Source organism: Mycobacterium sp. NPDC004974 (assembly GCF_053600815.1).
This window is the reverse complement of record NZ_JBSGAQ010000019.1, coordinates 20,953-43,582: the sequence shown is the minus strand read 5'-3', so window position 1 is coordinate 43,582 and position 22,630 is coordinate 20,953. Positions and strand designations below refer to the sequence as shown.

The window sequence follows — 22,630 nt, the reverse complement described above, 5'->3', positions numbered from 1 at the left end:
GTGCTGGCCACGGCGCTCGCCGCGTCGCTGACCACCACCGACGCCGACCTCGTGGTCTACGACCACGAGACACGCACCTGGGCCCGCCATCCATGGGGCCAGGTGTACACGCGCGCCGAGAACGTCGCCGAACAGATCGGCCAGGACGGTTCGACCGCAGTCGGCGTGGTCGGTGAGCCCACCGTGGAGGGCATCGCAACGGTCCTCGGCGCTCTGCTGGCCGGCGCGGCACTGTCCGTACTGCCCGGCCCGATCCGGGGCGCGGACGCGAATACCTGGGCGCAGTCCACGGTGAACCGGCTCTCCGACATCGGCGCGGGCACGGTATTCAGCCACGGCGCCCACCTGGATCTACTGCGGACGGCCGAGACCTCGCTGAGGATCCACGACGACGCCGTCGTCGCCCACGCTCAACGCTCCACCACGCTGGCGCCGGGAACCGGCCCGGTCGCGGTCCTGCAGGGCACCGCCGGCTCCACCGGCACTCCTCGCACCGCCCAGCTGACGCCATCGGCGGTGCTGGCCAACCTACGTGGGCTCAGCGATCGGATCAGCTTGTCGCACAGCGACATCGGATGCTCATGGCTGCCGCTGTACCACGACATGGGACTGACCTTCCTGCTGGCCGGAGCGGTCAACGGCATCGAGGTGTGGCAGGCCCCGACAATGGCCTTCGCAGCCTCACCGTTCAGCTGGGTGCGGTGGCTCACCGAGAGCCGCGCCACCCTGACCGCCGCGCCGAACATGGCCTACGGCCTGATCGGCAAGTACTCCAGACGCCTGACCGATCTGGACCTGTCGGCCCTGCGGTTCGCGCTCAACGGCGGCGAGCCGGTGGATTGCGAGGCGACGAGCCGGTTCGGCACCGAACTGTCCCGCTTCGGCTTCAACCCCGGCGCCCTCTCACCGTCCTATGGGATGGCCGAATCATCCTGCGCGGTCACGGTTCCCGTGCCGGGGCACGGTGTGGTCCTCGACGAGATCACCGTCGCGACGGACGCCGGGTCCAATCGGCAGCAGCTCGCCGTGCTCGGTGACGCCATCGGTGGGATGGAAGTGCGCCTGCGGCCCGGCGAGGACAACGCGGGCATCGTCGACCGCGAGGTGGGCGAGATCGAGATCCGCGGCACCTCGATGATGTCGGGCTACCTCGGTCAGCCACCGCTGAAGCCTGACGACTGGTTCGCCACCGGCGATCTCGGCTACTTCGTCGACGGCGGACTGGTGGTCTGCGGGCGCACCAAGGAACTGATCACGGTGGCCGGGCGCAACATCTTCCCCACCGAGATCGAGCGAGTTGCCGCTCAGGTCAAGGGCGTTCGGGAAGGCGCCGTCGTGGCCGTGGGTGCCGACGAGAAGTCGGTCCGCTCCGGCCTGGTGATCGCGGCGGAGTTCCGTGGACCCGACGAGGCCGGGGCCCGCAGCCAGGTCATCCAACAGGTGGCATCCGAGTGCGGCATCGTGCCCGCCGACGTGGTGTTCCTGACGCCGGGGTCGCTCCCCCGCACCTCCTCGGGCAAGCTGCGCCGCCTGGAGGTCAAACGACAATTGGAGACAGCGAAGTCATGACCGCGCTCACGCCAACGCCGGCCACCACCACGGTCGAGGAGTACCGAGACCTGCTGGATCGGGTTTTCGACGATCAGGTCAAGGCCTGGACCGCCGAAGCCGAAGAGACCGAGAGCTTTCCGCGCCGGCTCATCGAACACCTCGGCCGCAACGGGGTGTTCAGCGAGAAGTGGGGTGACGGTCAACAACCCGACGTGGCCAAGCTGATCGAACTGGCCTCCGCACTGGGCCGGACCGGTTCCTCGGGTATCGGTGTGGGTGTCAGCCTGCATGATTCGGCCATCGCCCTGCTACGCCGCTTCGGCAAATCCGATCACCTGCGCACCATCTGCGAACAGGCCGTCCACGGCGAAGCCGTGCTGTGCATCGCGGCCTCCGAGGAATCCGGGGGTTCGGACCTGCAGATCGTGGAGACCGAAGTCCGCACGGCCCGAGACGGATTCGAGATCAAGGGCATCAAGAAGTTCGTGTCCCTGTCGACGATCGCCGACCACATCATGGTGGTGGCCCGAAGCGTCGACCACGATCCGACCAGCAGGCACGGCAACGTCGTCGTCATCGCGGTGCCGACGTCGGCGGTCGAGATCCAGCCGCCCTATCGCAAGGTCGGCAACGGACCGCTGGCCACTGCTGCGGTGCACATCGACACGTGGGTGCCCGCCGATCATCTGGTGGCCAGGGCCGGCACCGGGCTGGCGGCGATCTCCTGGGGGTTGGCCCACGAACGCATGTCGATCGCCGGACAGGTCGCCGCAGGTTCACAACGGATCCTCGGAATCACGTTGGCACGCATGATGAAACGCCGGCAGTTCGGCCACACCCTCTATGAGCACCAGGCGCTGCGGATGCGGATCGCCGATCTGCAGGCTCGCGTCGACCTGCTGCGTTACGCCCTGGCCGGGGCAGCCGCGCAGGGCAAGCTCGATCTCCGAGCCGCCGCCGCCTTCAAGGTGACCGCCGCACGGCTGGGCGAGGAGGTCGCGTCGGAGTGCATGCACATCTTCGGCGGCTCAGGCTATCTCGTCGACGAGACGCCGCTGGGCAAGTGGTGGCGCGACATGAAGCTGGCCCGCGTCGGTGGTGGCACCGATGAGGTGCTGTGGGAGCTGGTGGCCGCGGCCATGAAGCCCGATTACGACGGCTACGCCGAATTCGCCGGCGCCTGAACCGGTTCTCCAGTTACCCGGCGGCGCCGAGGGCGTCGTCGGGTGTGCGCGGCAGCGCATAGAGGGCCATCCGCCGGTTGGACATCTGGTGCTCGCCCAGGAATTCACACCCCGCCCATTCACACACCCGCCGAGCGCCGGTGTTGCGATGATCCGGATCGAACATGACCCGCCGGCAGTTCGGTTCGAGTTCGAACACGTTGGCCACGATGCGCGGCAACAGGATCGGGCCGATGCCGCGGTTGACGAATCTCAGATCGGCGATCGCGGCATGCATGCCGATGTCGTACGGATCGGCGGCGTAGCGGGGCGCGATGGAATCCTTGGCCGCCCGGTACAACTCGATGTACCCGACGGGCTTCCCGCGGAAGCTCGCGATGAAAGGCCGTGAGTATTCACCGTCGAGCTGAGCCTGCAGGTACCGGCGCCAGCGGTCCGGCGCCCAGTCGTACTCCCAGGCCTCCGCCAGGTGCGGGCGGTTCATCCACTCCGACACCAGCTCGGCGTCGGCACCGGCGTCGGCCGGCCGGATGTCGTACGGCTCAGCCAGGACCGGGGTGCGAGGGGCCTCGACGGCGCGCACCTCGGCGGTGATGTCGGTCAGCTCGCGCTTCAGTACGGGGGCCCCCGGCACGTCGGTCACGTCGGTATCGATATCGCTCATTTGAGCGCCGAGCCTACCGCAGCGAATGAGGGTAGGTTTACCTTCCTCCGGGCTCGAAGCTCAGGTCAGCAGCTTGGCCAGCACGGTCAGGTGGCTGAGGTCGAGTTCACGGGTGGCGGTCACCAAGGTGACCGGGCCGTCGCTGACCAACGCCCGCAACTCATCGAGAGCCGCGGCCTCCTCGCCGGACTGCAACTCCTGGGTGTAGCGCGCGACGAACTCGTCATACCGCTCCGGCTTGTGGTCGTACCAGTGACGCAACTCCGTGGACGGGGCAACCGAGCGCAGCCAACGCCCTACCCGCGGATCGGTCTTCTTCAAGCCCCGGGGCCACAATCGGTCGACCAGGACCCGCTGCCCCTCATCAGGTTCCGGTTCGGTGTACACACGGGCCACCCGCACCCGGTTTTTTGGGGCCATGACATGCCATCGTAGGAGGCATGGGCCCGGACCGGTTGGCAGATCTACAGCGCTGGGAGGATTCCGGCGCACACTGGCACGTCCTCACCCGCACCGCCGACAGCCTCACGATCGCGTTACTGCGATGCGACGGCGGTGAGGAAGTGGACCGGTTCACCTCCACAGATCCGCGTCTCCTCGAATTCGTGGGTGCCCGGAGTTCCAGTGAGGACCCCGAACACCCCACCTGATCAACTGGCCGGGCCGAAGCGCGCCAGCCGGGCCAGGTGGTCGCGGTCCTCTACGCCGAGCTTGGCGAACATGCGGTACAGATGTCCGTCGACGGTGCGCACCGACACGCACAACTTGCCGGCGATCTGGCGGTTGCTCATCCCGATACCGACGAGAGTGGCGATCTCCCACTCACGCTCGGTGAGCGGCAGCGGGTCTCCGGCGCAGCACAGGGCCGGCGTCATCGCACCACTCTGGCCCGACAGCCACAGTGCCCTGGCAGCCGATTCCAATTCACCGCCACGGCAGCCGGCCCCGGCATACTCCCTGGCCGCGTGGGCGGCCGCATCGGCGGCCAGCCCCAACGCACCGATCGCCTCGAACCGGTCCGTGGCCGCGACGAGTTGATCAGGATCATGGCGGGCGAGGCCGCGGCTGTGTGCGGCGATGGCCTCGGCCAGCCGGCCACCATGGCGGCGCGCCAGTTGCTGGATCCTGCGGTCACCCGCGGTCTGCCCGAATCGCAACGCTGTGTGCAGGGCCGTGAGCTCGACCGTGTTCATTCCGCCCGCTTTGGCGCACTGCGCCGCCCGGGCAGCGTGGTCCACGGCCGATCCCGTGTCACCGTTCGCTGCCGCCGTCCAGGCTCTGGCCAACTCCAGCTCGGGCCGGAACACCTCAAGCGGCCCGACCGCGGCAGACTCGGCCTGTAGCAACGCGGCGCCCGCGGCGGAGCCGTTACCGCGCATCCCCTCGGCTTGGGCCAGCCACGCGGCGACCACCATCAACCACCCCGGCGGGAGTACCTGCGGGGTGGTCCACACCGCGGCCTGCAGTGCTTCACCCGCCGAAGGCAGACAGCCGCGGGCCAACGCCACCCGCCCATTCAGCGCGGTGACGATGGCCTCGGCCTGCGGAGAACCGGCCGCCAACACCGCGTAGCGGTCACAGACCCGCTGCGCCCGTGCCAGATCCCCTTCGGCCGCGGCCGCCGCGACCTGTGCAAAGGCCAGCCAGTAACGCTGCGGCCCCGACTCGCAATCCTCGGCGGCCAATTCACCCGCCTGCGCCACCATGGCGACCTCACCCGGGCGACCAGACAAGGCCAGCGCACTCGAGGTGGCCAGTGCCGCCCATACGTCGGCCGTCGACCTGTTGGCCATCGACCACGCCTCAGCGCCGAGTGTTTCGATGCCCAGCGTGATCGCACCGGCAAGCTCACCGGCGAAGAACGCGAAAACCGCCTCCATCGCCACGACCAGGCTCAACGTCTGCGGGCAGTGCACCTGCCGCCGAATCATGGCGAGTGCGGAACGCGCGGCGTCAGGTCGGGCACACCCGAAGAACAGGTTGGATGCCCGCAGGCAGCCCCAACGCGCCAGCATCGGTTCGTCGTCGGCCGGTGGCACCGACCGGGCCAGTAACTCCTCGGCCTGCTCGCCGCGGCCCTGCCAGCTCATCGCGTCGGCCAGGACGATCGCCGCGGGCACCCCGGCGCCGTGATCCAGTGCGTATCGCGCCAGTTCTTCTCCCAGCGCCAGATTGGACATCGTGACCGCACTGGCCGCGGCGTCGGCGATGGCGCCCGGATCGGCCGGACCATTGCCTCCCGCCATGAATCGTGCCAGCTGTATGCGTCCCCGGACGTCAGGGAGCCGGCCGTTGTTCGGCGATTCCAGGTGCGCGCCCAGCAGGGCCGCCAACTGCGTATTGATCTGCCGGGAACGGGTTTTCGGGCACCGGCTGCGGGCCACCTCACCGATGATGGGGTGGCCGGGCTGCACGAGGGTGCAGGCCGCGTCGTTGAGCACCTGGATCGCTCCCCTGCGCTCGAGCCTGGCGATCGCGTCGAGGTCGCAGGCTCCCACCAACACGTCCCAGTCGAGCACCTCGGCGGTGGAGACCACCTCCATCACGTCGCGTTCGTCCGGTGTGAGGGTGTCGAACCGCGAATTGATCAGTGCGTGCAGATCGGCACTCGCCCGCAGCTGCCCGCGCAACCGCCAGCGTCCCTGCTCGCAGACGAACACCGCGTCGCCCAGGGCCGCGTTGAGCGAACCCCGGAGGTAGAGCGGACTTCCCGAGGAGAACCGGTGCAGTTCTCCGACCGCACGCTCGTCGACTTCGCCGCCCAACACCGCGGCAGCCAACTCAGCGGTCTGCTCCCGGGTGAAGGGTTCGAGGTCCAACCGCAGCAACAGCTGTTCTTTCCACAAGGCGGTCACCGCATCGGACGGAGCCGCGCCGTTCCCGATGGTGACGATCAGCCTCGGCGCGCCGTGCACGGCCAGTTGCTGGACCAACAGCGCCGACAACGGGTCGAGGTGCTGAGCGTCATCGACCACGATGACGAGGTCGGGATCGGTGGCCAACATCTCATGTGCCACGGCGAGCATCACCGTCGGGTCACGCGCGTCGGTCAGGGTGAGCGCGTGGCGAAATGCCCCGAGCGGCACCGCCTGCCCGGTCTCGGTGCCCAGCACATACCGGACGGCGCAACCGTCTGTCTCAAGGCCCTCAGCCAGTACGCGGGCCAGCGCCGACTTTCCCACTCCGGCCTTACCTGCCAAGACCACCCCGCGGGCGCCGCCCCGCAACGCCTGCGCGGCTTCGCGCAGTTCGGAATCCCGTGCGACAAACGGCCAGTCCGGCAAGAACGACCCCCAGATGCTCTGCGGCGTTACCCGGGTGACGGTACGCCGGTGCAAGAATTCGTAACGGCTAATCACCGCCGCAGCAACGCGAATCCTTGCCTCAGAAAACACTTCTCGGGCCCACATGCCCATTGGGCGACTACGCCGCCGGTTCCAGCTCCCACACGCCTCGGCGCATCACCGCGGCGACGGTCAGATCCGCATCCAGTGCCACGAGATCGGCTGCGGCCCCGGGGATCAGGCCGCCACCGGGAAGGCCCAGCGCCCGCGCCGGGTTGATCGACGCCTGGCGAACACCGAGCAGCAGAGCCTCGTCACTCGTCAACCCGCAATGGGCCACGGCGAATCGAACCACCCGGTCCATGGTCGCCGTGCTCCCGGCGATGGTGTCGGTGCCGCCGACGAACGCGACCCCGTCCATCACGTCGACCCGCACCGGCCCCAGGTGATAACGCCCGTCGGACATGCCGGTGGCCGCCATCGCGTCGGTGATCAGCGAAACGCGATCCGGACCGACCGAACGCGTGACGTGCCGGTAGATGGCCGGATCGATGTGGACCCCGTCGGTGATGAGTTCGACGGTGACGGCGGGGTCTTCGAGCAGGGCGATCACCGGGCCCGGTTCGCGCCGGTCGATCGGACGCATGGCGTTGAACAGATGCGTGCCCACCGTGGCACCGGCTGCGATCGCTGCGCGGGTCTGCTCGTAGGTCGCCTCGGTATGACCCACGGCCACCACCACACCGGCGCCGACGAACTGCCGGATCGCCTCAAGCGCACCGCTACGTTCGGGCGCGATCGTCACCATCCGGATCGTCCCTGCGGCGGCGCTGAGCACCCGGTCGATCTCCGCCGGATCCGGGTCGCGCATGAGCGCGGGTTGATGGGCCCCGCACCGCACGGTCGACAGCCACGGACCTTCGAGGTGGATTCCGTCGATCCGCCCGGCCCGAACGTCCTCGGCCCGCGCACCGACCTGTTGCAGCAGATCGTCCGGGCTCGCGGTGACCAGGGAGGCGATCATGGTGGTGGTGCCGTGCCGCCGGTGCAGCGCCACAGCGGCCGACGTGTCGGCCTCCGATGGGACCGAGAAACTGCCGCCGCCGCCACCGTGCGTATGGGTGTCGACGAAACCCGGCACGACGGTCACCGGGCCGAGATCACGATCGGCGGGCCGGGGTGGCGCACCCGCACCCACCGCCGTCACCCGGTCACCGGACACCTCAATCCATCCCGGCCGCAACAGATCTGCGCCCGTGATCAGCGTGCCGGCCGTCAGCAACATTCAGATGCCCTGCCAATCCGGTTTCGAGCGGTAGGTCTCACGGTAGTAGCCGATGAGCTGAAGCCGCTGTGCCGCAGCGTCATCGAGCAGCACCGTGACATGCGGGTGATGCTGCAGGATGGTCGCCGGCCACATGGCACTCACGGCACCCTCGACCAGATGGTGCACCGCTTCGGCCTTACTACGGCCGAGCGCCACCAGGATCACGTGCCGGGCCGCCATGATGGTGGCCAGGCCCTGGGTCAGGCAGTGCGTCGGCACCGCGTCCAGATCGCCTCCGAAGAACCTGGCGTTGTCGAGGCGGGTCTGCTGCGTCAGCGTCTTGATCCGGGTGCGCGACGCCAGCGAGGACCCGGGCTCATTGAAGCCGATGTGTCCATCGGTGCCGATGCCGAGGATCTGTAGGTCGACCCCACCCGCGCCGCGGATGGCGTCCTCGTATGCCGCGCATGCCGCCGGAATGTCGCTCGCCAGGCCGTCGGGGCCCAGCACCGCACCCGGGGCGAAGTCGACGCGCGAGACGAACACGGTGTCGATCACGTTGCGGTAGCGCTCAAGATGGTCGGCGGGCAGGCCGACGTACTCGTCGAGGGTGAACCCGCGGGCCTGCCGGAACGAGATCTGCCCCGCGGTACACCGCGTGACAAGCTCGTCGTAGATCGCCAGCGGTGACGAGCCGGTGGCAAGGCCCAGAACCGCGTCCGGTTTGCGGTCCAACAGCGCGCCGACCGCATCCGCGGCCACGCCGCCGATCTTCGCGGCATCGGCGAGGATGATGACTTCCATCTACTTGTTCGCCGTGAAAAGGTCCGCACCCGAGTCGATGTCGGCTCCGGCGGCCACCGGCCCGGCCACCGTCACATTGCCGGGCTCACGCTCGTCCATGACCACAACGGGGACAATCGGATTCAGGCCTTTCGCCTCGATGGCGGGCACGTCGTAGGTGATCACCACCTGGCCGGCGGTGACCTCATCCCCCTGACTCACGTGTGCTGTGAAGCCTTCGCCGTTCAGCGCGACGGTGTCCAACCCGAGGTGGACCAGGACGCCGACATTGTCGGCGGTCATGATCACGTAGGCGTGCGGCATCAGCTTCAACAACTTGCCGCTGACCGGGGCAACCGCGTCGATCACGCCCCGTGGGGGGTCCACGGCGGCGCCGTACCCCACCATGCCCGCCGAGAACACCGGGTCCGGAACATCCTGGAGTGCCACTGCGCGCCCGGCGACCGGGGCGAGTACTCGCGTGCTGCTCACTGTGCGGCTCCTTTGTGGCGGGGGCTCGTGCCCCAACAATACGAGCGTGACCGAAAGACGGCCGCGAGTTTACGGGTTCTCGTCTAAGCTTCCGCACAGCTTCGCGGCGGGTCGCGCCGGGTGGCCAGGAGGGCGAGAAGGCGATGAGCGGTACGACGAAATCTGAAGGTGCACAGGAGAAATCCGGTCTGCACATACCCGCTTTCGCGCAGCTGCAACGACTCGGCAAGAGCCTCATGTTGCCGATCGCCGTGTTGCCCGCCGCGGGCATCCTGCTGCGGCTGGGCCAACCCGACCTGCTGGGCCGGATCGACTCCCCCGTTATCGGCCCGTTCTTCAAGGCGATGAGCGCCGCCGGCGATGCCCTGTTCACCAATCTGCCCCTGCTCTTCGCGGTCGGTGTCGCGATCGGCTTCGCCCGCAAGGCCGACGGCTCGACGGCGCTGGCCGCGGTGGTCGGTTATCTGGTGATGGCCGCGGTGTTCAAGACCATGTCCCCCATCGTGCTGGCCGGCGAAGTGGACAAGGCCGGCGATCAGGCCCAGATCAACTACAGCGTGTTCGCCGGAATCGTGGTGGGTCTGGTGACGGCATGGCTGTTCGACCGCTACCACACCATCCAATTACCGTCCTATCTCGGCTTTTTCGGCGGGCGACGTTTCGTCCCGATCGTGGTGTCCCTGGCGAGTCTGTTCATCGCCTTCCTGATGAGCTACTTCTATCCGATCTTCGACGCGGGACTGACCGGGCTCGGCCGGTTCATCGGCGGCAGCGGCGCGCTGGGGGCATTCGTCTACGGATTCGCCAACCGCATGCTGATTCCCCTGGGCCTGCACCACATCCCGAACTCTTACGTGTGGTTCATCTACGGCGACTATCAGAACGCGGACGGCACGGTGGTCACCGGTGAGCTCACCCGGTTCGCGGCGGGCGACCCGACCGCGGGCATCCTCACCTCGGGGTTCTACCCGGTGCTGATGTTCGGTCTACCCGCCGCGGCGCTGGCGATGATCCTCGCCGCGAACAAGAAGCAACGCAAGGTTGCGGTCGGCATCCTCTCAGCGGCCGCCCTCACCGCGTTCCTGACCGGCGTGACCGAACCGCTCGAGTTCGCGTTCATGTTCGTGGCGTTCCCGCTCTACGTCATCCATGCGGTCCTGACCGGGCTGTCCCTGGCGATCGCCTATCTGCTCGACATCCACCTGGGCTTCTCGTTCTCGGCCGGACTCCTCGATCTGCTGCTCTACGGCGGTGCGCCCGCGGCGAAGAACATCTGGCTGCTGGTCGTGATGGGAGCGGTGTTCTCGGTCGTCTACTTCGTGATGTTCTACGTCGCGATCAAGAGGTGGAACATGCTCACACCCGGCCGCGAACCAGAGACGGAGTTCGAGGCCGAGGAACAGGCCAACCTCGGCGAGGGTGCCGATTCCGCCACCACCGTGACGACCGGCGGCACCGGCACGCTCACCGCACCTGCGCGAGCAGACACTCAGGCCGAACAGATCATCGCCGCGTTCGGCGGCCGGGAGAACCTCGTCAATGTCGACGCCTGCATCACCCGGCTCCGCATGGAAGTGGCCGACAAGACCAAGGTCGACCAAGACCGGCTGAAGGCCCTCGGCGCGGCAGGCGTCATCGAGGTCGGTAACAGCGTTCAAGCGGTGTTCGGCACAGGTTCCGAGGCGCTGAAGAACGCGATCGTCGACAGCTTGTAGCCCTACGCACCCGCCTCCTTCGGCGAATCCGTGCCGGGCTCCCCCTCGGCGCGTGTCTCGGGCTGACGGGTCTGACGGGTCGCGGGTTCAACTCCGACCAATCGCTCGAAGAGCGCGCGATAGTGGACGATCGCCTCGCGTTGCGCCTCGGTTCCGATGTCGCCCTGCTCTTGCGCCAGGTGAAGGATGTGCGCTGCCCGATAGTGCTCGACCACTTCAGGGTGATCCACGGACACATCTGCGGCACGCTGCTCGAAATCGTCTATCGGATAACCGCGTTCGCGCATCACCTCGGTCACCAGGCGATCGGCGTCACCGACCGATCTCGACGGATTGTCGACGAACCCGGTCTGCGTCACGCCCCACGCCTCGACGTATCGCGCCCGGGACTCCGGCGTCAGCTCTTTGACGTCCAACTTATCGTGCTTGCGTTCGCGCGCTCGCAGTTCCCGCTCGCCGGCACGCTGACCACCGGCTGTTTCGACGGCGTGCTCATACTCCGGCCCGAACTGATCCTTGAGCCGTTCGCTCCGCTTCTGACGCATCATCGATGCGGCAACGACCACCGCGAGCAGCACGATCACCACGGCGACTACAGCGATGACGATCCAACTCCATGTAGGCATTTCCAGACCTCCTGCGGCAAGGAGTACCCGCGCACCGTCGACAGAAACGTCAATTCCCGATTGGGTCCGACGTCAGCGGCAATAGGACCTGGTGGCGTAGTCCAGCGCCCGCCGATACAGCGGATCCAGATCTCGGGCCGCGGCCACGCCATCGACGGCGCTCGCCAGGTCGCCCGGGCATGACGGTGAGTGCAGGGTCGGCCACTGGTCGGCGATCTCGTTCACCATCGTGTGGTTGAGCGCATCGATGGCGGTTCTCGACGCCGCGAGATCGGGCGCGCTTGTGGGAGCGGTTCCCGGATCCAGCTTCCATTGCTCGAACAGACCGTGCTCCACTGCGACGGTCGCGTCGATCTGATCCCGGAACACCTGGCCCACGTAGGCCGGGTCGATGTGCCGACTGCCGGCCTCGGCCGTGGTGGCATCGATGACCTGCTGTTCACGGCGCGGGTCTTCGATCGGTCCGCCGGTGCGAAACTTGTTGGCGGCCACAGGGTCTGCGGTCTGAAGGCGCTGCGCTGCGGCGTCCACCAACGGCAGCAGCGGGCTCGGGTCCTGCGCGCGGGCGAGTGGAGCGCCGCACAGCGCCGCGAGCGTCAGCACGCCGACCGTCGCGAATCGGGCGAGCATCAGAGCTTGGAGAAGCAGGCGTCGTTGGATTCGTCGTTGGGAATGGACGCATTCTGGCTGGAGAACTTGCCCACCACGCCGGAGTCGGTCACCGAGACGCTGTCCGCATGAATCCCGAGCGGGTAGGCCTCGTTCAGCTTCGTCATGAGGCTGTCGAGCGCCGTCTGCACGGTGTCTTTCTCGAAGGGCCCGCTGACGTCGGTGATCTGCAGATCGAGGTTTCCGTTGTTCACCACCGGTTTTGCAGTCACCTTGGTGTCCCCTACCGCCTCCATGGTGATGGTGCCCGCGGACGGATCGGTGCTGACATCGGTGACCAGGGAGCCGACGCCGGGCAGGTTCTCGGCCACCGTGTTCTTGATCCCGGCAGTTGTCCAGGTCAGTGTCGCGCTCAACGATCCGATGGTGCCCTTGGAGTCCTCGGTGCCCTGTAAGCGGATGTCGGACAATGCCACGTCCGCCGTCATGCCCTTGGCGGCCTGCACCTGCTTGCCGCCGGTTTCCACCGAGATGTTGGTGTAGTGGCCGGTGATGTGCTGCCACAGGAAAGGCGGCTTGACCCCGAACGAGACCGAGGCGTTGTCCTCCACCACACATTCGGCGACGGCGACGAGAACCGAGCCGGCCTTGTGCCGGGCGTACAGTTCGGCGCCCGTCAGCCCGATCATCACAAGCGCGACGACCATGACGGCGGCCAGGATGATCGCCTGCGGGCTGCGCCACCGTGACGACGGCTTCGCCGGCTCAGGCGGCGGCCGATTGGGCTCGACCGGGGGCAGCGGCGGCGGAGGGGGTCCCCCGGGCCGGGGCGCGACCGGCGGACGGTTCTGCACGATTTTCTCGGTCGCGGGCTCTGGGGGCCTGAATTTCTCGGTCGCGGCCTCCGGCGGCTGACTGCGGGCCCGGATCTGTTCGGTCGGAGCCTCCGACCGCCCGGGACGGGGCAGCCGCCGGGTGGCCGGATCGGGCGGCGGCACAGGGCCGCGGCCTTGCATATCTCGCCGGCCTGGATCGCCGGGGCGTTGCGGCGGTGTCGGCACCTCCGCAATTCTGCCCCATCACCCACGCGGTCAGCCGTGTGGCGCGCCTGTGGGTTCGCTCCTCATTCCCGCTCGCCCGCCAGTTCCTGCGCCACCGCATCGGGCAGTTGTCGCAGGCCAGCGGGATTTACGGTAGCCGCTGCAGCGATCGACAATCCAGCGATGAGCACGCAGATCACGGTGTAGGCGAGGCTGCCGATGGGGTCGCCGTCGGCCGTGACACCGTCGACCGCGCCGAAGTAGGCCGGCAGAGCAGTCAGCCACAGCACCGTCATGACCGCCAGATATACCGCGGCGTAGCGCAGGATGAGCGGGTTCGAATAACGCACTGTTGCCGGGTCGCGGTCCCGGCGCAGGCTCGACCACTGATTGAACAGCACCGGAATCGCCACCACGGTGAGCACGACGAGTTCGGCGGCGTAGACCACCCCGCCTACCGTGGTACTGCCCGAGATCGACGCGGCGAGCGTGGCGGGCAGAGGCAGCACCGCGGTTCCGATCGACGCCAGGACGCCGACCACGATGGTGCGGCCCACGATCTGCAGGCCGGTGAACGCCTTGCCGTCCTGGACGTGGCGGCCGACGAACAGCTGCACGCAGAAGGCCAACGACATCGGCCACAATGCCGCGAACACGACGACGCTGGGCAGCGGCACCGAGGCGAAGAACGGCTGGTTCATCGGATGGTCCAGCGTCCACTCCCACCACCGCAGCTGCGGACCGATGTGGTCGAAGATCTCGTAGAACGCGTGGTGGACGAATCCGACGCAGATCGCGCCGACCAGCACACCGCGCCGGCGGAAGATCCCGAGAATCCGGACGATCTCGTATGCCACCGTGGCCATCATCGGGTAGATCGCGACGATGTACAGCGGCAGCCGGCCCCACAGGAAGTCGACGGTGAACACGTTGTGCGCGAACATCGTGTCGACGTGGTCGGCGATCCCGAACGCGCCGGGGAAATACAGTGGCGGTTCGATGATCAGCAGATAGGCGATGGCACCGAACCACAGCACCAGGTTGGTCGGATCGTTGTGACGGCGCAGCCGCACGATGGCGTACACCAGGGCCAGCACCGCGCCGACGATCACGGTGATCTCCAGCACCGGAAGCGTCCAGTTCTCCAGCCCGAACGGGTTGCGGAACTCGACCAGACCCCCGGCCGTGTCACACGAAAAGCCCAGTCGCTCAGCCAAACCCGAGAAGGTCGGGGTGCACAGATCAGACATCGGCGGTATCCACCTTCTGGCTCGGGGTCTGGTCGGCGGTGTACCACAGCGTGACGTCGTAGCCGTCCTGATAACGCTGGAACCACTCGTCGGCCAGGACCGGCAGCTTCTCGTGGGCCGGGTTGTGGCCCGGAACCTGGCTGCGGACCACCCCTACCAGGGCAGTCAGCATTTCCCGTACCGGCAGGTGGGCGAACGCGTTGTCGAATGGACCGTCATAGGGCGCCTTGGTGAACGGGAGTTTTTGCAGGATGGCCTTTTTCCGTGCCTGCATGCCGAACATCGACACCGCGTCGATCTGGCGTTCTTCCAGGGGGACGTGCTTGTTGAAGCCCTCACAGGCGATCTTGAGCACGGCCCACACGTGCTTGAAGATCGACGGGGCGACCCGCATGCGGTACCACGGGTCGTCCACCACCGCGTCGTAGATGATCAACGCCGAGCTGCGGTGCTCGACCTCTTCGACGAAGTGCCACAGGAACAGTGACGCCACCCGGTCATCCCCCGGAGCGAACAGCGTGTCGTCATGATCGAGCATCAACTTGAAGACCGGTGTGAACGTCGCCTCCAGATCGGCGGTGTATGCCAACCGGTACTTCAGCGGCGTCTCGGCGGTGAGGTCGTCGAACGCCTTGATCACCTCGTCGAGGGTCTCCTTCAGGGCCGGGTACGTCTTGATCAGTCCCTTGGCGTGCTGACGGTGGGCCATCGAGTGCTGGCCCTCCTGCCGCACGAAGGCCTGTGCCTCCTCGGCCACCGCCGGATCGGTGATGAACGGCATGGCCTCGGTGATCATGTGGCCGATCATCTTCTCGAACGCGATGGCCAGGAACGACACCGCGTTGGCCATCGACGAGAACGCCGGGTTCGTCTCGTTCCACAGGAACGGGACGCGGTGGTCCGCGAACGCGAACCTCATCTTCCGCACGATCAGATCCGTCATCGGTGCCACCTCGCCTTGTCTTGGACTCTCGAACCGCGGCTGCCTGCTGATCGAGACCAATCATACAAACAACGCCCAGTTTGTATGATTACTACACGCGGATGCGGCCCGTCAACGATGGGTGGCGATATCCTGCAGGGGTGTTGCCTGCGAGGAATCCAGACTGTGGCGCGTAGGCGTGGGTGGGACGGGCAACCGCCCGGCAGCGACGAGGAGGCCTCGGAACGGATCGTGGCCGCCGCGGTGCGGTTGATCGCCGAGACCGGCACCAGCATCAGCATCGCCGATGTCGCGGCATCGCTCGGCGTCATCCGCCAGACCGTGTACCGCTACTTCCCCACCGCAGAGGCCCTGATGCACGCGGCGGCCATCGCCACGGTCGACGGATTTCTCGACCGGCTCGCCGAGAGCGTGCGCGGCATCACCGATCCCGCCGAGGCGATGACCGAAGGCGTCATGTTCACCTTGGCGGAGGTCACCCGGATACCGCACCTGCGCATCATGCTGTCGGGGCCCCAGGCCGCAGCCAGTTCGGTCAATGTCGCATCCGACGAAGGCCAGGCGTTCGGTATGCGGATGATCACGCGCTTCGACGTCGACTGGGAGAAATACGGGTACGACGAATCGTCGCTGCGCGACCTGGTCGAATTCACCCTGCGCACGATGCTGTCGTTCTTCGTCGCACCGAACGACCCCGCCCGCAGTCCCGAGGAGCTGCGGCGCTTCGTCAGACGCTGGCTGGGCGCGTCGATTCTGGCGCAGCCTGCCGATGGTTCGCGATGACGTCGCCGAACACCGCCGGGATCAACCGGTTGAAGATGTCGGCGCGCTCCCATTGCAGGAAGTGACCGGCACCCGGAACCACCAACGGCCCAATGCGATTGAGAAACGCGCGCTCGGTGCAGGGAACGAAGTCCTCGCCGACCACATGATCGTCGGGACCGTAGAGCACCAGCGTGGGCACCTCGACCGCATCCATCAACGGGATCTCGGGCATGGCGCGGCCGTAGGCGAGTTGGTAGGACGCCCAGCCGGCCCGTAGCCGTGCCTCGTGGGCGAACGGCTCGGTCATGAAATCCACGTCGGACTGGTTGAACGCGTACGCCGAGCCCCACAACCGATTGGTGTACATCGCCGCCACCCACTGCCTGCGCGCTTCGGGCGTCGTCAGCATCGCAGCGAGCTCGTCGGGGAAAGCACCCTGCATCCACCGGTAGTCGCCGGTCGGGTCGGCCGCGCCGCCGACCGATGCCGGATGCTGGGTGCCGATTCCCGAGTAGTCGACGGCCATGGGCGGCACAGTGTTGAAAACACAGAAACCCGTGACGAATCCGGGAAACCGGTGAATCAGGTCGGTGCTGACGACAGCCCCGACATCACTCGCGGCGATCAGGCAGGAGTCGTGCCCCAGCTCGTCATGCACCAACGCATACAGATCGCGGGAGTACGTGACGATGTCGTGCTGGTCGTCGGGCGGGATCGCGCTGTCCCCCACGCCGCGCAGGTCCGGGACGATGACCTCGAAGCCGGCCGCGGCCAGGGCCGCGATGTTGCGCCACCAGATCCGCTTGGTCTCGGGATACCCGTGCACCAGCAGCAGGGGCACACCGCCGATACCCTCGCGGACGAATGCCAGCGAAACCCCTTCGGCGACAACGGCAGTGTGGATGGCGAACGCGTCAGCGGCCGGTGCCGAAGGCTGCGCCGGCCGCTGACGCGGGTCGTAGCGGAAAGACACCTATCAGCGGGTCCCGCGCACCAGACGCCCCGGGCGGGCACCTGTGTCGACACCGCGACGGCGGGTCACCGCGCCGCTCACGATTGTCGCTTCGTAGCCACTTGCGCCCTGTACCAACCGTTTTCCGCCGGCCGGCAGGTCATACGCCATCCTCGGCGCATGCAAGGTCAGCGCGTCCAGGTCGATGACGTTGATGTCGGCCTTCTTGCCCACGCCGATCACGCCGCGGTCCGACATGCCGTAGAGCTGCGCGGTGTCGTGCGACTGCTTACGGATCACGTACTCCAGTGGCAACTTCTCGCCGCGATGACGGTCGCGGGCCCAGTGCGTCAGCAGGAACGTCGGGTACGAGGCATCGCAGATCATGCTGCAGTGCGCGCCGCCGTCGGACAGGCCCAGCACACCCGCAGGATGGGTGAGCATCTCGCGGATCGCATCGTGGTTACCGTCGGAATAGTTGAACATCGGGTACATCAGCATGGCGCCGGCGTCGGCCTCGAGCATCAGGTCGTACATCGCCGTCAGCGGGTCGACGCCGCGCTGTTTGGCGATGGCCGCGACGGTACGCTCGTCGGTCGGTTCGTAGTCCGGCGGTTCCCCGATGTGGTACAGCCGATTTGCCACATTCTGCGCCAGCATGAACATGCCGTCGAACAGCTTGTTCGGGTCGATCGGCAGGTCTTCCTCAGCCAGGATCGCGGCGCGCACCTTCGGGTCCGCGAGCCGCTCCGCGAGCTCCTCGCGGGTGCATTCGGCCTGCAGGCGCCGGTAGGTCGGGCGATGGGTGAAGGCGTGGTGGCCGGGGAAGCCCAGCAGCATGCCGAACGGTCGCGCCGCCACCTGCGGGAACAACCGGCTACCGGCCTGGTGCGCCGCCGCCGACAGGTCGAGCTGGTCGCGCCACAGGTTGGGGTCGGCGTCGACCTGGATCAGGGCGAAGCTGAGCGCGCAGTCGATCTCTTCACCGAGACGGCGCATCCATTCGAGTTCCTTCTTGGGTGCGACGATGTCTTCACCGGCAGCCCCCTGCGGAGCCAGCTCGAACACCGCCGCGCCACCGGCCGCCGTGGCCCGGCCCAGGGCGAACAACTCGTCCTCGGCGGCGAAGGTGCCGGGCACCGGCTCGCCGTCCATCGCGGTGTGCGCGATGGTGCGCGACGATGAAAAACCAAGTGCCCCAGCCTCGATGGCCTCCTGCACCAGCTTCGCCATGGCCTTGATGTCATCGGGGTTCGCCGGCTCGTTGCGGGCGCCGCGCTCGCCCATCGCGTAGGCCCGAATCGCACCGTGGGCGATCTGGGTGCCCATGTCGACGGCCAGTTCGCGCTGTCCGATCACGTCCAGGTATTCGCCGAAGGTTTCCCAGCCCCAGGTGATGCCCTCGGTCAGGGCCGTACCCGGGATGTCCTCGACGCCCTCCATCAGGGAGATCAGCCACTCCTCCTGGCCGGGACGCACCGGCGCGAAGCCGACGCCGCAGTTGCCCGCCACCACGGTGGTGACGCCGTGATTGCTGGACGGCTCGAGCACGGCGTCCCAGGAGACCTGCCCGTCGTAGTGGGTGTGGATGTCGACGAATCCGGGGGCGACGATCTTGCCTGTGGCGTCGATGGTTTCGGCTGCATCGCCGCCCAGGGCCGGGTCGTTGGCGCCGCGCCGATGCACCTCGACGATCTTGCCGTCCTTGATCGCGACATCGGCGGTGAACCGGTCCGCACCGGTCCCGTCGACGACAGTGCCGCCGGTGATTTTGAGATCGAACACGTTTCTGCTCCCTTGAGGCGTTCAGGCCGCTACGGTGGCAATGTAACACCGTTACATTGCCACCGTCCCGAGTTTGTCCTTCTCAATGGGAGGCACCTCCATGGCCCTGAGTTCCACGCACACCGACGACCCGAGACGGGTGGACGCGATCGGCGACCCGCCGGCACGTCCCACGCTGGTGCCGGCCGATCGCTACATCTCACCGGCGTTCGCTCAACTCGAAGTGGAACGCATGTGGCCGCGGGTGTGGCAGCAGGCATGCACGGTCGACCATGTCGCCGAACCCGGCGATTACTTCGAATACCGTTGCGGCCCCTACTCGGTTCTCATCATCCGGGGAGACGACGGCGAGTTGCGCGCCTTCCAGAATGCCTGTCGTCACCGCGGTAACGCCCTGTGCACCGGTGCCGGCTCCTCGCTGCGGGAATTGAAATGCGGCTATCACGGCTGGACCTGGGATCTGGCCGGCGCGCTGAAGCGGATCCCGAACCGCAAAGGGTTCGGGACGGTGCACATGTCCGAGTTCCCGCTGGCTCCGGTGCAGGTGGACACCTGGGAACGACTGGTCTTCGTCAACCTCGACCCCGACGCGATGTCCCTGGCCGACTATCTGGAGGCGGTCCCCGGCGACATCGCCTGGTGCGGACTCGGCGACTTCCGTTGCTACGCAACGATGACCATCGACGTCGATGCCAACTGGAAGACCATCGCCGACGGCTACAGCGAGACTTATCACGTCCAGACCCTGCATCCCGAACTGCACCGGTGCATGGACGATGTGTACGCACCGCAGAAGATCTGGGGTCACACCGGTAAATCCGAATCCCTCTACGGAGTTCCGAGCCCGCGACTCGCGGGATCGCTGAGCGACGAGGAGGTGTGGGACGCCTACGTGTACACCCAGGGAGCCCTGATGGGTCTCGCCGAAGGTACGCCGTTCCCCCGGGACCGGCAGGCCCCTGGCCAGACGGTGGCCGACGTGATCGCCACGCAAATCAAGGAATTCGCGGCCGGACGCGGTGTCGACATCGGCTGGGCCAGCACCGACCAGGTGATGTGCCTGCACCAGTACAACGTCTTCCCCAACCTGACCCTGCTGGCCAGCGCCGACCATCTCACGGTGATGACGTCGTTGCCCGGGCCTGACCCCGACCGGGGGCAGCTCGTGATGACGCTGATGGCCCGCATGCCGGCGCAGGCACCGCGGGTCCGGCCGACGGACGTCCGCATGGGCGCCGACGAAGCTCACCCCGGCGTGGTGATGAGCCAGGACATCGCCGTACTGACCGGCCTCCAGCGCGGTCTGCACCAACCGGGGTTCACCCATCTGGTGCTGTCGGCAGAGGAGCGGAGAATCATCAACATGCACCGCAATCTCGAGCGCTACCTGGACCTGCCCGAGCCCGAACGCATCTGTCAGGCGGAAGCCGGCCGATGAGCCCGAAGGCTAAGCCGATCGACGCCGAGGTCATCCTCGACGCGGCCGCAAGTCTCATCGAATCCGATGGGGTGGAGGCGTTCTCGATGCGCGGGCTCGCCGAGCGGATCGGCGTCGCCGTGACCTCGATCTACTGGCATGTCGGGGGCCGCGACGCGCTCTTCGACAGCCTGGTCGACCGCCTGGTCGCTGAGATGGCCGGACTGCCCATGGAGGGCGAAGATCCGGTGAATCGGATCGCCGCGCTTGCCCGCAACCAGCGCAGCCTGCTGATCCGCCGCCAGCATCTGCTGGCGATCGCCCACGAGCGAGACCGGACACCGACGTTGTTCCTGCCGGTCCAGCAGAAACTCGCCGCCGAGCTGGCCGAGGCCGGCGTCACCGGAACCCACGCCGCACTGGTATTACGGGCCGTGCAGGTGCACGTGACCGCCTCTGCGGTGATGCTGTTCTCGGCGGTGCGGGGCCCTGCGCACGAGGAGGAGGACCCGTCCCTGTGGACCGCCGACTGGCCCGATCAGGCGCTCGTCGCGGCCCTGCAGTCCCCCACCGACTACGACGCGGTGTTCGAATACGGCCTCGACGCGATGTTGGCTCCGCTGGGGCACGTCAATGGTCGGGTCACGGCAGCACGGTCTTCATCAGCATGACGTTGTAGGCCGACCACAGCGACAGGTTGTAATACAGTTCCTTGCCCGTCGACCACGGATGCAGGTACGGCGCGTAGATACCGCCCGGGATCTGTGATGAGGGCGCGATCAACTGCTCAGGTCCCCACGGCCCCTGCGGGGCAGGCGCGGTACGCATCACCACATCGTTCATCCCGTTGCCGTACATGACGAGGTACTGCTTGAGATACGTGTTGTACTGCGCGGACATCTCGCTCACCGGACCCGGGATCACCGGTGTTGCCGCCGCCGGATTGCCCGGCACCCAGGCATTGTTGTCGGCGTTGAAGTACTCGTACTTCGTGAGGTCCGGGATGAAGGCCGGCGACACCCGCGCGATATAGGCCGAACCGCCGCGCCCGTTCGGCGTGCCGAACGTGTAGATGTAGGGATCACCAGGGCCAGGCTTGAGGAACGCGCCCATCTGGAAGTTCTCGTTACCTCCGCCGGGCGGACGGATGGTCCCCGGGTAGACACCCCAGTTCTCACCGTTGTCCGGCGACATCGCGATCGCCGAGAAGTTGGTCGACCACGCTCCCGGGCTGTCCCAGTTCCGGATCGACATGAAGTTCAGATACTGGTTGCGCCCGACGGCAATCCCCGCTGTCGGGATGATCCCGGTCTCCTCCGGCGCCCGGCCGATGCTGTTGATGATCTGCTTGGAGATGCCCTGCCGCCACACCGGCGAACCCGAGTATTTGTTGGCGACCACCCCGTCGGGCACAGCGACGGTCTGAGCCAGCGAACCGTCCTGGCTGCGGAACAGCGCGTTGTAGCGCCACTGCTTGCCGGGAATGCCGCAGTATCCGTTGGTATCGCCGAAGGCCATCAGTACCTGGCGGTTCACCGGATCGCCGTTGTCCCACATGATTCCGAGGTCGGTACCCGTGATGGCGAAGCGCTTGATCGTCTGGTTGGGGCTGTCGGGACCCGTCACCCACCCGACGATCGACGTTCCGGGAGGCGCCCCCGGCGCCGGCTGTGCTGCGGGAGCCGCGGCGGGCTGGGGCGCCGCCGGGACCGGAGCCGGCTGAGCCGCGTTCGGGACAGGCTGAGCACCGCCGGGATTGGGTGCCGGGACGACCGCCGCCTTCTGCCTGACCTGCCCCGTGTTCGGCATCAGCGCCTTGAGGAGGGCCAACGGCAACTGCCCGAGCTTTGGCAACGGAGCCCGATCGTTGGCCCCGGCCGGCATGTGCCCGATCGGACGGTTGAGCGGAGCGAGCCTGGAGGGCTTGGGGATCTGGAAGGCCTGGTTCGGGAGGGGTTGCGCGGCCGCAGCAGCGCCTTCACAGGGTTCAGCCGATGCCGAGGGCGCTACGCCGACGGCGACGACGAGTCCGATTGCGGCCGCCGCTGCCATCGTCGAAGCACCTCGAGGACGTCGCGACATGTCACACCTTCCCAATGCAGGGACGTCGACATGACGTCACAGTTGGCTGATGTGACGTTAGTGATCAATGTTGCCGATGTGACCAGTGATGCACTGATAGGTACCGTCCCGTGACCGTGTCGCAACAGACCCGGCGTGTCGCCTTGCCACGCGTCGCCACGGTGACCCGGCATGGCCGGCTGCATTCGGCTCGTCGTGATTCTCGCCGCCTCGTCGCGCCG

The 22,630-nt window shown here is 67.2% G+C and carries 21 protein-coding genes; 7 read left to right on the top strand and 14 right to left on the bottom strand.

Annotation, left to right across the window (positions count from 1 at the left end; genetic code table 11):
• Positions 1 to 3: 3 nt before the first annotated feature.
• Positions 4 to 1,569 carry a long-chain-fatty acid--ACP ligase MbtM gene (gene mbtM / locus ACWEFV_RS29875; protein WP_450072908.1) on the top strand — a complete coding sequence of 522 codons (1,566 nt, stop codon included), beginning with the start codon at positions 4 to 6 and terminating at the stop codon, positions 1,567 to 1,569.
• The gene (gene mbtN / locus ACWEFV_RS29870) at positions 1,566 to 2,735 is read left to right on the top strand and encodes a mycobactin biosynthesis acyl-ACP dehydrogenase MbtN (protein ID WP_450072840.1); all 1,170 of its coding nucleotides are present in this window, start codon (positions 1,566 to 1,568) and stop codon (positions 2,733 to 2,735) included. Before mbtM ends, mbtN begins: the two co-directional genes overlap by 4 nt.
• A 13-nt stretch (positions 2,736 to 2,748) precedes the next feature.
• Here mbtN and ACWEFV_RS29865 read toward each other — a convergent pair whose 3' ends face one another.
• Together ACWEFV_RS29865 and ACWEFV_RS29860 are read right to left on the bottom strand one after the other, a co-directional pair.
• Positions 2,749 to 3,399 carry a GNAT family N-acetyltransferase gene (locus tag ACWEFV_RS29865; protein ID WP_450072839.1) on the bottom strand — a complete coding sequence of 217 codons (651 nt, stop codon included), beginning with the start codon at positions 3,397 to 3,399 and terminating at the stop codon, positions 2,749 to 2,751.
• A gap of 60 nt (positions 3,400 to 3,459) precedes the next feature.
• Complete coding sequence (locus ACWEFV_RS29860) at positions 3,460 to 3,819, bottom strand: DUF488 domain-containing protein (protein ID WP_450072838.1); 360 nt, start codon at positions 3,817 to 3,819, stop codon at positions 3,460 to 3,462.
• Between the two features lie 20 nt (positions 3,820 to 3,839).
• Between ACWEFV_RS29860 and ACWEFV_RS29855 the strand changes: the two genes are divergently transcribed.
• The gene (locus ACWEFV_RS29855; protein WP_135453410.1) at positions 3,840 to 4,049 is read left to right on the top strand and encodes a hypothetical protein; all 210 of its coding nucleotides are present in this window, start codon (positions 3,840 to 3,842) and stop codon (positions 4,047 to 4,049) included.
• Here ACWEFV_RS29855 and ACWEFV_RS29850 read toward each other — a convergent pair whose 3' ends face one another.
• From ACWEFV_RS29850 to ACWEFV_RS29835, 4 genes are all read right to left on the bottom strand, one after another.
• Positions 4,050 to 6,758: a LuxR C-terminal-related transcriptional regulator gene (locus tag ACWEFV_RS29850; RefSeq protein ID WP_450072837.1), complete on the bottom strand. Its 2,709-nt coding sequence runs from the start codon at positions 6,756 to 6,758 to the stop codon at positions 4,050 to 4,052.
• A gap of 64 nt (positions 6,759 to 6,822) precedes the next feature.
• Positions 6,823 to 7,968 (bottom strand): N-acetylglucosamine-6-phosphate deacetylase, encoded by a 1,146-nt coding sequence (gene nagA / locus ACWEFV_RS29845; RefSeq protein ID WP_450072836.1) that lies wholly within the window; start codon positions 7,966 to 7,968, stop codon positions 6,823 to 6,825.
• Positions 7,969 to 8,754 carry a glucosamine-6-phosphate deaminase gene (gene nagB / locus ACWEFV_RS29840; protein ID WP_450072835.1) on the bottom strand — a complete coding sequence of 262 codons (786 nt, stop codon included), beginning with the start codon at positions 8,752 to 8,754 and terminating at the stop codon, positions 7,969 to 7,971.
• Positions 8,755 to 9,225 (bottom strand): PTS sugar transporter subunit IIA, encoded by a 471-nt coding sequence (locus tag ACWEFV_RS29835; RefSeq protein ID WP_450072834.1) that lies wholly within the window; start codon positions 9,223 to 9,225, stop codon positions 8,755 to 8,757.
• A 143-nt stretch (positions 9,226 to 9,368) separates the two neighbouring features.
• Here ACWEFV_RS29835 and ACWEFV_RS29830 point away from each other — a divergent pair, with 143 nt between their 5' ends.
• Positions 9,369 to 10,940, top strand: a complete 1,572-nt coding sequence (locus ACWEFV_RS29830; RefSeq protein WP_450072833.1) for a PTS transporter subunit EIIC — start codon at positions 9,369 to 9,371, stop codon at positions 10,938 to 10,940.
• A gap of 2 nt (positions 10,941 to 10,942) precedes the next feature.
• On the opposite strand, the gene ACWEFV_RS29825 is transcribed toward ACWEFV_RS29830, so the two are convergent.
• The 5 genes from ACWEFV_RS29825 to ACWEFV_RS29805 form a co-directional block, all read right to left on the bottom strand.
• Positions 10,943 to 11,566, bottom strand: a complete 624-nt coding sequence (locus ACWEFV_RS29825) for a hypothetical protein (RefSeq protein WP_286174746.1) — start codon at positions 11,564 to 11,566, stop codon at positions 10,943 to 10,945.
• A gap of 72 nt (positions 11,567 to 11,638) precedes the next feature.
• Positions 11,639 to 12,196, bottom strand: a complete 558-nt coding sequence (locus ACWEFV_RS29820; RefSeq protein ID WP_450072832.1) for a chorismate mutase — start codon at positions 12,194 to 12,196, stop codon at positions 11,639 to 11,641.
• Positions 12,196 to 13,236 (bottom strand): LmeA family phospholipid-binding protein, encoded by a 1,041-nt coding sequence (locus ACWEFV_RS29815; protein ID WP_450072831.1) that lies wholly within the window; start codon positions 13,234 to 13,236, stop codon positions 12,196 to 12,198. The genes ACWEFV_RS29820 and ACWEFV_RS29815 overlap by 1 nt, the downstream gene beginning before the upstream one ends.
• 62 nt (positions 13,237 to 13,298) lie before the next feature.
• On the bottom strand, positions 13,299 to 14,465 hold the full coding sequence (locus tag ACWEFV_RS29810; RefSeq protein WP_450072830.1) for a DUF7802 domain-containing protein: 1,167 nt from the start codon (positions 14,463 to 14,465) through the stop codon (positions 13,299 to 13,301).
• Positions 14,458 to 15,408 carry a metal-dependent hydrolase gene (locus ACWEFV_RS29805; RefSeq protein ID WP_450072829.1) on the bottom strand — a complete coding sequence of 317 codons (951 nt, stop codon included), beginning with the start codon at positions 15,406 to 15,408 and terminating at the stop codon, positions 14,458 to 14,460. The genes ACWEFV_RS29810 and ACWEFV_RS29805 overlap by 8 nt, the downstream gene beginning before the upstream one ends.
• 165 nt (positions 15,409 to 15,573) lie before the next feature.
• Here ACWEFV_RS29805 and ACWEFV_RS29800 point away from each other — a divergent pair, with 165 nt between their 5' ends.
• Positions 15,574 to 16,191, top strand: a complete 618-nt coding sequence (locus tag ACWEFV_RS29800; protein WP_450072828.1) for a TetR/AcrR family transcriptional regulator — start codon at positions 15,574 to 15,576, stop codon at positions 16,189 to 16,191.
• Here ACWEFV_RS29800 and ACWEFV_RS29795 read toward each other — a convergent pair.
• Entirely contained in the window at positions 16,136 to 17,146 is a 1,011-nt protein-coding gene (locus ACWEFV_RS29795; RefSeq protein WP_450072827.1) for an alpha/beta fold hydrolase, read from the bottom strand. The genes ACWEFV_RS29800 and ACWEFV_RS29795 overlap by 56 nt on opposite strands.
• A 3-nt stretch (positions 17,147 to 17,149) precedes the next feature.
• Positions 17,150 to 18,910, bottom strand: a complete 1,761-nt coding sequence (locus tag ACWEFV_RS29790; protein ID WP_450072826.1) for an N-acyl-D-amino-acid deacylase family protein — start codon at positions 18,908 to 18,910, stop codon at positions 17,150 to 17,152.
• Between the two features lie 100 nt (positions 18,911 to 19,010).
• Here ACWEFV_RS29790 and ACWEFV_RS29785 point away from each other — a divergent pair, with 100 nt between their 5' ends.
• Positions 19,011 to 20,348 (top strand): aromatic ring-hydroxylating oxygenase subunit alpha, encoded by a 1,338-nt coding sequence (locus ACWEFV_RS29785; RefSeq protein WP_450072825.1) that lies wholly within the window; start codon positions 19,011 to 19,013, stop codon positions 20,346 to 20,348.
• Positions 20,345 to 20,998, top strand: coding sequence for a TetR/AcrR family transcriptional regulator (locus ACWEFV_RS29780; RefSeq protein ID WP_450072824.1), 654 nt, complete (start codon positions 20,345 to 20,347; stop codon positions 20,996 to 20,998). The genes ACWEFV_RS29785 and ACWEFV_RS29780 overlap by 4 nt, the downstream gene beginning before the upstream one ends.
• Here the strand turns inward: ACWEFV_RS29780 and ACWEFV_RS29775 are convergent.
• A complete protein-coding gene (locus tag ACWEFV_RS29775; protein ID WP_450072823.1) occupies positions 20,970 to 22,379 on the bottom strand; it encodes a DUF4185 domain-containing protein in 1,410 nt (469 codons plus the stop codon). The two genes, ACWEFV_RS29780 and ACWEFV_RS29775, sit on opposite strands and share 29 nt — an antisense overlap.
• Positions 22,380 to 22,630: the final 251 nt, after the last annotated feature.

Bases quoted from the DNA above. Each gene is read 5' to 3' on its own strand.
- ACWEFV_RS29775 (WP_450072823.1), bottom strand. From the start codon at position 22,379: ATGGCAGCGGCGGCCGCAATCGGACTCGTCGTCGCCGTCGGCGTAGCG.
- ACWEFV_RS29825 (WP_286174746.1), bottom strand. From the start codon at position 11,566: ATGCCTACATGGAGTTGGATCGTCATCGCTGTAGTCGCCGTGGTGATC.
- nagA (WP_450072836.1), bottom strand. From the start codon at position 7,968: ATGTTGCTGACGGCCGGCACGCTGATCACGGGCGCAGATCTGTTGCGG.
- ACWEFV_RS29820 (WP_450072832.1), bottom strand. From the start codon at position 12,196: ATGCTCGCCCGATTCGCGACGGTCGGCGTGCTGACGCTCGCGGCGCTG.
- ACWEFV_RS29865 (WP_450072839.1), bottom strand. From the start codon at position 3,399: ATGAGCGATATCGATACCGACGTGACCGACGTGCCGGGGGCCCCCGTA.
- ACWEFV_RS29805 (WP_450072829.1), bottom strand. From the start codon at position 15,408: ATGACGGATCTGATCGTGCGGAAGATGAGGTTCGCGTTCGCGGACCAC.
- ACWEFV_RS29860 (WP_450072838.1), bottom strand. From the start codon at position 3,819: ATGGCCCCAAAAAACCGGGTGCGGGTGGCCCGTGTGTACACCGAACCG.
- ACWEFV_RS29855 (WP_135453410.1), top strand. From the start codon at position 3,840: ATGGGCCCGGACCGGTTGGCAGATCTACAGCGCTGGGAGGATTCCGGC.
- ACWEFV_RS29780 (WP_450072824.1), top strand. From the start codon at position 20,345: ATGAGCCCGAAGGCTAAGCCGATCGACGCCGAGGTCATCCTCGACGCG.
- ACWEFV_RS29830 (WP_450072833.1), top strand. From the start codon at position 9,369: ATGAGCGGTACGACGAAATCTGAAGGTGCACAGGAGAAATCCGGTCTG.
- nagB (WP_450072835.1), bottom strand. From the start codon at position 8,754: ATGGAAGTCATCATCCTCGCCGATGCCGCGAAGATCGGCGGCGTGGCC.
- ACWEFV_RS29785 (WP_450072825.1), top strand. From the start codon at position 19,011: ATGGCCCTGAGTTCCACGCACACCGACGACCCGAGACGGGTGGACGCG.
- ACWEFV_RS29810 (WP_450072830.1), bottom strand. From the start codon at position 14,465: ATGTCTGATCTGTGCACCCCGACCTTCTCGGGTTTGGCTGAGCGACTG.
- mbtN (WP_450072840.1), top strand. From the start codon at position 1,566: ATGACCGCGCTCACGCCAACGCCGGCCACCACCACGGTCGAGGAGTAC.